General features: G+C 70.9%; 10 protein-coding genes. All 10 read left to right on the plus strand.

What is annotated here, in order from left to right; all coding sequences use genetic code 11:
* Nucleotides 1-1,513: helicase-related protein (locus ABZT04_RS41685; protein ID WP_356064705.1), on the plus strand; the 1,513-nt coding region annotated here is incomplete at its 5' end.
* 495 nt (nt 1,514-2,008) lie between these two features.
* Nucleotides 2,009-3,559 (plus strand): type I-E CRISPR-associated protein Cse1/CasA, encoded by a 1,551-nt coding sequence (casA, locus tag ABZT04_RS41690; protein WP_356064707.1) that lies wholly within the window; start codon nt 2,009-2,011, stop codon nt 3,557-3,559.
* Nucleotides 3,560-3,617: 58 nt separating this feature from the next.
* Entirely contained in the window at nt 3,618-4,316 is a 699-nt protein-coding gene (locus ABZT04_RS41695; protein WP_356064710.1) for a type I-E CRISPR-associated protein Cse2/CasB, read from the plus strand.
* Between the two features lies 1 nt (nt 4,317).
* Complete coding sequence (cas7e, locus tag ABZT04_RS41700; RefSeq protein ID WP_356064712.1) at nt 4,318-5,514, plus strand: type I-E CRISPR-associated protein Cas7/Cse4/CasC; 1,197 nt, start codon at nt 4,318-4,320, stop codon at nt 5,512-5,514.
* Nucleotides 5,511-6,302 (plus strand): type I-E CRISPR-associated protein Cas5/CasD, encoded by a 792-nt coding sequence (cas5e, locus tag ABZT04_RS41705; protein WP_356064715.1) that lies wholly within the window; start codon nt 5,511-5,513, stop codon nt 6,300-6,302. The genes cas7e and cas5e overlap by 4 nt, the downstream gene beginning before the upstream one ends.
* A complete protein-coding gene (cas6e, locus tag ABZT04_RS41710; protein ID WP_356064718.1) occupies nt 6,299-7,009 on the plus strand; it encodes a type I-E CRISPR-associated protein Cas6/Cse3/CasE in 711 nt (236 codons plus the stop codon). Before cas5e ends, cas6e begins: the two co-directional genes overlap by 4 nt.
* A gap of 34 nt (nt 7,010-7,043) precedes the next feature.
* On the plus strand, nt 7,044-8,651 hold the full coding sequence (locus ABZT04_RS41715; protein WP_356064721.1) for a transposase family protein: 1,608 nt from the start codon (nt 7,044-7,046) through the stop codon (nt 8,649-8,651).
* On the plus strand, nt 8,648-9,481 hold the full coding sequence (locus ABZT04_RS41720) for an ATP-binding protein (protein WP_356064723.1): 834 nt from the start codon (nt 8,648-8,650) through the stop codon (nt 9,479-9,481). The genes ABZT04_RS41715 and ABZT04_RS41720 overlap by 4 nt, the downstream gene beginning before the upstream one ends.
* A gap of 610 nt (nt 9,482-10,091) precedes the next feature.
* The gene (locus ABZT04_RS41725; protein ID WP_356064726.1) at nt 10,092-10,568 is read left to right on the plus strand and encodes an RNA polymerase sigma factor; all 477 of its coding nucleotides are present in this window, start codon (nt 10,092-10,094) and stop codon (nt 10,566-10,568) included.
* On the plus strand, nt 10,565-11,422 hold the full coding sequence (locus ABZT04_RS41730) for an ECF subfamily RNA polymerase sigma factor, BldN family (RefSeq protein ID WP_356064729.1): 858 nt from the start codon (nt 10,565-10,567) through the stop codon (nt 11,420-11,422). Before ABZT04_RS41725 ends, ABZT04_RS41730 begins: the two co-directional genes overlap by 4 nt.
* The last annotated feature ends 90 nt before the right edge of the window (nt 11,423-11,512 follow it).

Genomic DNA, 11,512 nt, shown 5'->3' on the forward strand with positions numbered 1-11,512 from the left:
GTCCGGGCGGACCGTCATCGTGGACGAGGTCCACGCGCTGACCCCGTTCATGCAGCAGATGCTGGGCCGCCTGCTGAACTGGCTGGGGGCACTGGGCTGCCCCGTCGTCCTGCTGTCCGCCACCCTCCCGGCCCGCACCAGCAACGAACTGGTGCGCAGCTACCTCGCCGGAGCAGGCCACTCCCGCGCCTCGTTGGCCGACCGCGACTGGGCGCCCGCCTACCCGGGCTGGCTGTTCGCCGCGGCCTCCGACGCCTCCCTCACCCGCATCGAAGCGCAGGCGGCCGACGAGCACGCCCGGCGTTTTCGCCGCACCGCCGCAATCCGCCTGCACCCGGTGCGCCACGACACGCACACCGACCCCGAGGGCACGCCCGTCCGCGAGAGCCGGCTGGAGCGCATCACCACCGAGATCGCCCCCGTCGTCGAGGGCGGCGGCTGCGCCGTCGTGGTGTGCGCGACCATGGCCGACTGCCAGCACACCTACCAGCACCTCCACGACGAACTGGACTGGCCCGGCGGAGCGGACGGCCAACTGGTGCTGCTGCACGCCCGCCTGCCCGGCCACCAGCGCGAGGACCTCACCCGCCGCATCCGCAACCGGCTGGGGCGCACCGGCGAACGCCCCGCCCGCCTCGTCGTGGTGACCACCAGCCTCCTCGACATGAGCCTCGACATCGACGTCGACGTCATGGTCAGCGACCTCGCCCCCCTGCACACCCTCCTGCAACGACTGGGCCGCCTCTGGCGCTTCGAGCACCTGTGGGACCCCGGCACCCAGCGCCGACCCGCCTGGCTGCGCGGGCGCGCACATCCCCGGCTGAGCGTCCTGCAGCCCACCGACCATGAAGGCGGCACCCTCCTGCCGGCCGGCTGGCGCACCCTGGAACCGCCCTTCCTGCCCCACGCAACCGCCGACCACCTGGCCCGCCAGATGGAGGGCACCCTCACGCTCACGCTGCCCGACGACGTCCAGCACCTGGTCGAAACCGTGCACGGCGACGCCGAAACCCTCGCCCGCACCACCCCCGCCCTCGAACACCGCTACCGCGCCTACCAGACCCGGCGCCGCGTCGAGGAACACCGCAGCGCCCTGCACCTCATCCCCACCGAGCGGCACACGCTCTCGCTGTCCGACCTGCACCGCCAGCGCCTTCACGCCCGTGACGCCGCCACCCGCCTGGGCGTCATGCCCCGCCGCCTCCTGCCCCTCCACCGCACCCCGGACGGCCGCCTCGCCCTCGACGCGGCGGGCAGCCAACTGCTTTCCCTGGAGCGGGAACCAGCCCTCGCGCAGATCCGCGCCATCCTCCGGCACACCCTGCCCGTCCCCGCCGCCTGGGTCGCCGATCTGCGCCCCGAACACCGCGCCCCCGCGGCCTGGCACAAGCACGCTCTGCTCGCCGATCTCGTCCTGCTGCCGCACACGGCCCATTCCCACGAGCCCGCGCGCTTCGGCCGCCACACTCTGTACGTCGATCCCGTGCTGGGACTGGTCCACGGCAGCGCCTGAACGCCTTCTCGCCGGCCCTGCGAAGGGGCTGTCCCTGCACGGCAGTTGGCCTTCACACCGGGTCTCGCGCCTGGGAGCGCGTGCAGTCAAGGAAGAGGGAAGCCGGACGAGTTGTGCTCAGCCTCCGGTTATGGCAGCCAAAAAAAGGGTGAACCCACCGGTATTTAAAGCGTGGACGAAGTGGTTCGAGGGCCTCTCATTCCGCGGCTAATATGTGAATGCGGCACCGGACACACGTTCGAATCGGTCGCCGTGTATTCCTCCTGTGCTGCCGCATGCCTGAGCACTACACCCCTTGGCGCTCTCATCGCGGCAACTCCGGCCCTGTCCGCGCGGCTTGACCTCCGCCTGCGCTCCCGGCCGGACCGTTAACCCTCCTTGCCTGCCGCCACCTCGGTGCCGTCACGGACCGGATCGTGCACATCACCGGCAGCAAGTATTTCCTCGTCTTTTCCATTCACCCTCCCTCCTCTGCCCGGCATTTGGAGCACCCCTGTGCCTGCGCCGCCATACCCCACAGACAAAGAACCCTGCATTCCCGCCCTGTTCCTCGACGGCCACCAGGAATACCTGGGCTGGCGCGAACTGCTCCTGCGCGCCCACGAAATCGAGGACCTGGCCCTGCCCCTGCCGCCGGCGGCCTCCGCCGCGCTCCGGATCCTGATCGCGATCGCCGCACGGACGACGGGCCTGGATGATCCCGAGATGAGCGCGGGGGAGTGGGCCGCCCGCCGCCGCGCCCTGCTGAAAGAGCCCGGCGGATTCGACCCCGACGTGGTCCGCGCCTACTTCGAGAAGTACACCTGGGACTTGTTCGACCCTGTACGGCCCTTCCTGCAAGACCCCCGGCTGGCCGCACAGTGCGAGCAGCGGGCCGGAGTCAACAAACACGTCTTCGGCCGCCCGGAGGGCAACAACCTTGCCTGGCTGAGCCCCCACACCGACACCGACCCGCAGCCCGTGCCCACCGAACAGGCCCTGTGGCACCTACTCATCCACCACTACTACGGCGCGTCCGGCACCTGTTCCATGCGCACCGTCGATGGCCGGCGCCTCGGCAAGGCCACGGCCGGCCCCTTGCGCTCCACGCTCTCCTTCCACGCGCTGGGCGCCACCCTGTACGAAACCCTCCTGGCCGGCCTGCCCAAGCCCGCCGACCACTGGCCCGATACCGCAGACCGGTGCCCGTGGGAGGAACCCGAGCTGCCAGACCCCCTGGCATCGCCACCCGCGGTGACCTGGCCGGGCCGCCTGCTGACCGGCCGCTCCTGCCACGCCCTCCTCCTGATCCCGTCCGCGGACGGCCGGGAGGTCACCGACGCCTACGTGACCTGGGCGAGCACGACCAAACTCCCTGCCGCCGACCCGTTCCTCATCCACGACGTCGACCCGAGCAAACCCGTCAGCCAACGCCACCAGCCCCGCCGTGCGGATGCCGACCGTGCCCTGTGGCGCGACCTGGACGCCCTCCTGCTCGCCGGTGACGAAACCGCTACCGTCCAGCGCCCCGATGCCTTCACCACCCTCAACGACCTGCCTCCCGAACTGCGCGCCCGCCTGCGGGTCCGCGTCCACGGCTTCGACCAGGAAGGCCGGACCAACAACCGCACCTGGTACACGGCCCTGACCCCGCCGATCTGGCCCTGGACGCAGGAACACGACCCGCGCACCGCCGAGTGGATCGCCGAATGCCGCAAGCAGGCCGAGGCCATCGGCACGCTGCTGGAGAAGGCCTCCAAAGACGCCTGGCGCACCATGACCGCACCTCCCACAGCAGGCCGCACCGCGCGGGCCCCCAAGCGGCTGCCGGCCTGGACCAAGCACGCCCGCACCGCGTACTGGCCGCGCGCCGAAACCGTCTTCTGGGAACTGCTGGCGCACCCCGATCGCGACGCGCGGTCAGCGTTCGCCACCGAGGCCGTCGCCGTCCTGAGGGACGTCACCCGCCCTGCTGTCGCCCAGCACTTCCGCGGCGCGCGCGCCGTCGCCCAGGCGGTCGCCGAACTGCGCCGCCCGCCGCGCCCCGCCCGACGCCGCGCCTCCTGACCGCCCCTCATATGCCCGGCCGCGGCCGGGCAGCTGCCGTCTCGACCGAGGACACACCGTGCCGACCCTCACCACCGCGCAACGCCGCGCCCACTACGACGCCTTCGTCGCCCAGGTCATCGAGCTGTGCGCCGTCAACGGCGTCCGTAGCGCCCTCGCCTCGGGACGAGGCCGCCCCGCCGAGGAATGCGACCGGATGAAGCCCTACCTGGTCGCCCGAATCGGCGCCTTCGGCGCCCGACAGGCGCACTACACGGTCGCCAGCCTGATCGCCGCCCAGCGCCACCTCGCGCACGAACACGAGCCCTACACTCCCGAAGCGGCCTTCCCCACCGACGCCGGCAGCACCGCCGAAGCCGACGGCCTTCCAGCGGACAGAGCCATCGGCCCTCTCCCGGACACCGGGAAGCGCGGCGACGGGGGAGCGGACAGCCCCGCCCAGCCCCCGGCCGGACCGGCCTGGCGGGCCCGCCCCAACCTCGGTACCACCCTGGCCCTCGCCGTGGCCCGGCACGGCTTCAAGCAGAACCGCATGGACGACCGCGTCAGAACCCTCACCCGGCTGCCGACCACGCTGCTGCACCCCCGCCTGTGGACGCTCACTGCCCACCTGAACAGCCGCGGTGCGGCCCGCCTCGACTTCGCCGTCCTGCTGGAAGACCTCGCCTGGTGGGACTACGACCGGCTGCCCATCGCCGACCGCTGGACCGAGTCCTACTTCCTCACCCTCGACCGCCTCGCCCCCCTGGAGAACTGACATGGCCCCCTACGCGCCCGCCCGCTACATCGACCTGCACGCCCTGCACCCCGTACCCGCCTCCCTCCTCAACCGGGGCGAAGACGACGAGCCGAAGACCATGCTGGTCGGCGGCACGGTACGCGCCATGGTCTCCTCCCAGGCCTGGAAGCGGCCCATCCGGCTGAGCATCGAGGAGGAACTCGGCGAACACGCCGCGCGCACCCGCAGGCTTCCCCCGCTCGTGGCCGACGCCCTGCGCGCGGCCGGCTGGCCGGACGATCTGGCCGCGTTCGCCGGAGCCCAGATCGCCCGCTCGGCCAACAGGGAGGGCCTGAAGACCGAAGCCAACCAGGGCGGTATCACCTCGGCCCTCCTCTACCTGCCCCGCGACGTCCTCGCCGAGCTGGTGGACCTGTGCCAGGAGCACCGAACGCAGATGGAAGAGGCCCGCGCCGAGGCGGCCGCCGCTGCAGCGGAGCCCAAGAGCGGCGGCAAGAAGAAGCCCGACATGCCCGCCGTCCTGCCCACCCGGACCGTCGCCGCACTGATCCGGCGCCGGACGGCGACCATCAACCTGTTCGGCCGGATGCTCGCAGAAATCCCCGACGGCGGCGTGGACGGCGCCGTGCAGATGGCCCACGCCTTCACCGTGCACCAAAGCGACCCCCAGCCCGACTACTTCACCGCTGTCGAGGACTGGTCACACCCCAACGATTCAGGCAGCGCGCACCTGCAGACCGGATTCTTCACCTCCGGCATCCTCTACCGCTACGCCACCGTCAACCTCACCGAACTCATCAACAACCTGGGCGGCGACGAGAAGCAGGCCCTGCACCTGCTCGGCCTGTTCACCGAGGCCTTCATCGAGGTCATGCCCCAGGCGAAGAAGACCTCCACCGCACCGCACACCCCGCCGCACCTCATCGCCTACGCCGTCCGCGACCGCCGCCCCGTCTCCTACGCCGCCGCCTTCGAACAGCCCGTCAAGCACGCCCCCGGCGGCGGCCACACCCTCCCCGCCGTCCGCGCCCTGTCCGAACACGCCGGCGCCCTCAACCGGCTGCTGGGCGAACGCCGCCGCGTCGCCCACGGCTACGCCACCGTCCAGCACACCCCCATCGACCACCTCGGCACCGCCCACGCTTCCTTCGAAGAGCTCACCAGCACGCTCACCGAGGCCGCCGCCCACCCCGCCCCGTCCCGAGCGACTGCATGAACGGCATCCTGCTGCGCCTGGCCGCCCCGCTGATGTCCTTCGGCGAACACGCCGCCTTCCGCTACCGCGACACCACCGGCTTCCCCACCCGCTCCGCCCTCATCGGCATGTTCGCCGCCGCCGACGGCCGCTCCCGCGAAGAAGCCCTCACACCCGACCCGGCCACCGGCGCCGTCCCCTACGCCGACCTGGTCTTCACCGTCCGTATCGACCGGCCCGGCCACCGCCACACCGACTACCACACCGCCGGCGGCGGCAGGCCCCACAAGCAGGGCCTGCGCACCAGCAGCGGCGACTACCGCAGCCAGAAGGCCTCCACCTTCATCAGTCACCGCGTCTACCTCGCCGACGCCGTCTTCACCGTCGCCGTCTGCGGCCCCGACCCGCTCCTGGAAAAGATCACCCACCGGCTGGAACAGCCCGCCTTCGCCCCCTACCTGGGGCGCCGCGCCTGCATCCCCGACGAACCCCTCGTCCTGCGCGGCCCCCACCCCCAGCCCGTCAGCGAACTCCTGACCCGCGTTCCGCTCAGCCTGCCCGCACCGCCCCGCACCGAACAGGCCACCGTGCCGGTCGACTTCGTCTGGGAGCACCCGCCCGCGCACGTCCCCGCGGCCAACGCGGACCGCGAACTCGCCGACGTACCCGTCGACTTCACCCCCACCCGGCGCTTCCACCACACCCGCCGCATCTGGCGCACCACCGAACCACTGCCCGCCGCCCTCTACGCCGCCCGGCCCCCGCTCGACGCCCTCACCGCCTACATCCAGCAGGACACCACGCCATGAATCCCGCACCCGCCGCCCCCACCGCGACCGCGACGCTGATCCGGATCCGTCTCAACCTCCGCAGCGCCGACGTACGCCGCGACCTGGCCCACCCCGACCGCCTGCACAAGACCGTCATGTCCCTGGCCCCCGACAACCTCGGCGAGCACCCGCGCCAGCAGGCCGGACTGCTCTTCCGTCTGGAAGACGCCGCCGGCCCCACCCCGCCCACTCTGCTGGTCCAAGCCCACCAGACGCCCGATCTCACCCGCCTGCCCCGCAGTTACGGCACTGCCGAAACCCGCGACCTCACCGCCATGTTCCACGCGCTGACTCCCGGCCGACGCGTGCGCTACCGCATCACCGCCAGCCCCCTCGTCCGCCGCAAGGTCCCGGGCACCGGCCGGGCCTTCGCCACCAAAGACCGCCACCGGGAACAACCCCTCACCGGTACGGACGCCATCGCCTGGTGGCAGAACAAAGCAGCCCAAGCCGGTCTCGGCCTCCACAGCACCGACATCACCCCGCAGCCGCGCAGCCGCCGTCCCACCATCCGCCGGCCCGAGCCCGGCAGCGACAAACAACCAGACGTCTTCCGCCACCCGCTGACCCGGTTCGACGGGCTGGCAACCGTCACCGACCCCGACCTGCTACGCCAAGCCCTGCTCGCCGGCATCGGCCGCGGCAAGCCCTACGGCGCAGGCCTGCTCTCCCTGGCCCCCGCCTAACCCGCTCCGGCGCCGCCGTGCGAACCGGCACCCGATGACGAGAAAGCACCCACCCGTGCCCGCCACACCACCACCCGACGGCCCCTACGACACCACCTCCCTACGCAACGCCGCCGTACGCCGCCTACTGCACCTGCGCGACGGCGAGCGTCTGACCCACCACGATGTGCGCACCGTCGCCGCCGCCTTCACCGTCCACTGGCGCACGGTGCGCCGCTGGATGGACAACGCCGACGCCCACCACGGCACTTACACCCCCCAAGGCCGCCGCCACTTCACCCTCACCCCGGCCATGCACGAAGCCCTGGCCCGATGGAACGGCAACGCGGCAGCCACCTACCGCGAACTCGTCACCGACGGCATCTTCGGCAGCCCTCCCTGCGTGTCCCAGGCAACCTTCTACCGCGCCGTAGACCGGGAACTCACCCCCGGCCAGCGTGCCGCCCTCAAGGGCGGAGAAGCAGCCCGCCGCCGACACGACGTCCACGCCCTGCGCCCGCACGGCAACCGCAACGACGTCTGGGAGACCGACCACGTCGAAGCCAGCGTCTTCGTCAACGTCGACGGCCGCCGCTGCAAACCCTGGATCACCTGGTTCATCGACCACGCCACCGCCGTCATCTGCGGCCTGGCCATCACCCCTCACCAGCCCAGCCAGGACGCCATCCTGGCCGCCGCCCGCGACGCCATCCTCTGCACTGATCACCACCGGCCCTTCGGCGGCATCCCCCGCAAGATCCGCACCGACCGAGGCCGCGACTTCCTCGGCAAGTGCGTGGCCGAGGCGTTCAACAAGTTCGGCACCGAACTCATCGTCCTGCCGCCCTACAGCCCCCACCTCAAAGGCACCGTCGAAGCCATCAACGGCGCCGTCAAGCACATGCTGTTCAAGGGCCTGCCAGGCTACGCCCACACCCCCCGAAGCCGCCGCGACCGCCGCGGCCAGCCCCTGTGGGCCCTTAACGAACTCCTCGACTACGAAACCTTCGTCACCGTCGTCCTGGACTGGGTGGACTGGTGGAACAACGACCACACCATCGCCCGCCTCTACCGGCGCACCCCTGCCCAGGCCTGGCGCGCCGACCTGACCCCCATCGACACCCTCGACGCGCACGACCTGCACACCTACACCCTCAACGACGGCGGCCCGCCTCTGAAGATCACCAGCAAGGGCGTCCGCTGGAAGAGCGCCTACTACGTCGGCACATGGATGCAGGGCCACGGCAGCGCAGGGGAGATGGTCCGCCTGCGCCACGAACCCCACCACTACCACCGCGTCGAGCTCTACGACGCCGACACCCTCACCTACCGCGGACCCGCCTTCCGCAGCGACGAGATGAGCCCCCGCCAAGCACGCGCACTGCGCAACGCCCGCCAGCGCGAAGCCGACCGCTACGCCGCCAAGGCCCGCCGGGCCCGCAAGAACGCCAAGCCCCGCTTCGCCGCCACGAGCCGCGCCACCGCGCTGGAGCCGCTCAACCGGCTCACCGCCAGCCAGGCAACCGCTCAACTGCGCGAGTTGCAGACACCGGAGCGGGACCTGCACGCCGAGGCCCGGCCCGACCTCCTCAACCGCCCCCAGCCCGCCTCCACCCGCTGGACCCAGCCCCTGCCCGCCCCCAAACCCCAGGACACTCCATGACCTTCACGCCCGGCGACCAGCCGGCCACCGGCTCCGGCTACCACTACATGGGACTGCCGGGCGCCCGCGCCATGCTGACCAGCGCCAGCGCAGAGACCTACGCCAACCTCGTCACCACCCTCAAAGCCGACGCCGGCAAAGGCGCCATCATGTGTGTCCACGGCGGCGTCGGCCTGGGCAAGACCTTCGCCGTCAACCTCCACCTCGACGAACTCGCCCCCCACACCACCCTGCGCATCAAAGTCGGCTCCGCCAAAATCCAGGCCCTGCGCGCCGCCCTGTACAAAAAGCTCGACCTGCCCGGCGAGGCCCCCCTCAACAGCACCCGCTGCGAAGCCATGCTCAAAGAAGCACTGTCCGACACCCCGCGCGTCCTGGTCGTCGACGAAGCGCAGTGGCTCGACACCCGCGCCTTCGAATTCATCCGCGAACTCTGGGACGACGAGGACACCCGTCTCGCCGTCGTCCTCGTCGGCGCCGAGACCTGCTACCAGAAGATCAAGAACCGGCCCGCGCTCGACTCCCGCATCCTCATCTGGCAGCGCTACAAACCCCTCACCCCCGCCGAAGTCCTCACCGTCATCCCCCAGTACCACCCGATCTGGGCGGACGTACCCACCGACGAACTGCTCTGGATCGACGATGTCGCCTGCCACGGCAACTTCCGTCAGTGGGCCAAAATCACCTACCTGCTCCGGGAAGCGCACGGTGACTCAGGCCCGAAGGGACCTGGCCTCACGGACCCGCCCGCACCGCTTGTTCCCTACAGCCGGGACCTTGTGCGCGCCGTCCTCAGCCGCCTCGACCCCACCCAACGCCACACAGACTGAACCGATCCGTCCCGGTATTGCGTCCCGGCGTACGGGTCACCTGCGTTGGCAGAGGAGCCAGATGCCCCGCCGCTGGCTACGGGTGGTCTCCCAGCCCGGCGGCTGGGACGCCGAACACCGCCCAGCCCGCCCAACCAGCATGCTGAGCAGGCCCGTTGGTCCGGACGTCTGGATGAGGGGGCCATCAACACCGCGACCGGTGCAGCGTTTTGACCGGCTGCCGCCTTTCCTGTGATGAGACCGCTCGCAGGCGGATGCCGGAACCGGCGGATGGAGACGGCGTGGGAACACTGACTGACGTGGCATCACTACTTGCTGCCGCGGCCGCAGCTCTGGCAGCCCGGTACAGGGGAGGGCATGCGTGGACGCTCCTCAAGGAAGCGATCCGCTCCCGTGAAGCGGTGCGTACCGAGCGGGAACGGCATGCCGGACTCATTGCCTTGGTGGAGTGCCTCCCGCCCGGCAGCAGGCTCGTTGTGCGGCAGGAGCCGGGCGGCCGCCGCAGTATGGAAGTCCGCACACAGCCGCACCCGCCAGCGCCCGACCGGTGCGGCACCCCATGACCGGCGCGCCATCCCGTCCACCGCAGACCGGGTACGAGGAGTTCTTCTTGGACCACGAGCCGCGCGTGCGCCGCTATCTCTTCGCCCGCGGCGCCCGCGACGGTGTACTGGAGGACGCTGCCCAGTCGACGATGGAGGAGGCACTGCGTTCCTGGAAGCGCCTCAAACACCACCCGAAGCCGCAGGCATGGCTGTTCACAGTGGCCGCGCAACGGCACGCCAAGATCCACATGGAACACCTACGGCTGGGCGAGCCGACCGATCCGGCCGATCTCGACCGGCTCTTGCAGGACGACGCCACCCTCTCCTGCGACGCGCGACTCGACCTCCTGCGCAGCCTGCGCGTGTTACCGCCGCAGCAACGTGAAGCCCTGGTACTGCGCTGCCTGTTCGACCTGCCCTACGAGCACGTCGCCGACGTCATGGGCGTGAGACCCAGCTCGGCGCGGTCCCATGTATCCCGCGCGCTGTCCCGCCTCGCCCAGATCTATGCCCAAGAGGAAGAGGAAGGGGGATGCACATGAGTGTCGCAGAGCGACTGGAGCAGACGCGCCACGCCCTGGCACAGATGTGGGCCGACGAGGAGGCAACTACCGAACGCCTGCAGCAGCTCCTGGCCCGCATCCACCCGGCCGCACCCCAGCCGGACACCCACGCCGCCGCCTCCGCCGTGCCGGGCGAACGGGCAACCGGCCACGCGGCAGTTGACGCCGCTGAAGACGAACTCGCCCGCCGCCCGGTATGCATGCGGGAAGCGACTGCCGGTACCGGCCAGCCGCGTACCATCGTCCTGGCAGATGTCCGCCTCTCGCCCCTGGCCGCGGAGCGCGGCAGTGACCGGGTGGCGGCTCTCGTGGAGCGTGCCCAGGCCGGAGAGGCCGACGCCTTCGGTCGGCTCTACGACCAGTACAGCGACACTGTGTACCGGTACATCTACTATCGGGTCGGCGGCAAAACCACTGCCGAAGACCTCACCAGCGAGACGTTCCTGCGCGCCCTGCGCCGCATCGGTACCTTCACTTGGCAGGGCCGCGATTTCGGCGCCTGGCTGGTCACCATCGCCCGCAACCTCGTGGCCGACCACTTCAAGTCCAGCCGCTTCCGCCTTGAGGTCACCACTGGCGAGCTGTTCGACACCGGCGAGGTCGAGCGCTCACCCGAGGACTCCGTCCTGGAGGCCCTCTCCAACGCCGCACTGCTCGACGCCATACGGCGCCTCAACCCACAGCAGCAGGAGTGCGTGACACTCCGCTTCGTGCAGGATCTGTCCGTCGCCGATACCGCCCGCGTGATGGGCAAGAATGAATCAGCCATCAGGGCACTCCAGTACCGCGCGGTGCGCACCCTGGCCCGCCTCCTCCCAGGCGACGCCGGCTGACCGCCTGGACGAGCCGCTGTTCTTGCAGCGGATGTCGCGGCGTGACTGTGCAGGGGGTGGGCTGTTCGCCGGGCGTCGGCGCCCGGAATG

It is taken from the genome of Streptomyces sp. NPDC005492 (assembly GCF_040605995.1).
In the GTDB taxonomy this organism is placed as follows: domain Bacteria; phylum Actinomycetota; class Actinomycetes; order Streptomycetales; family Streptomycetaceae; genus Streptomyces.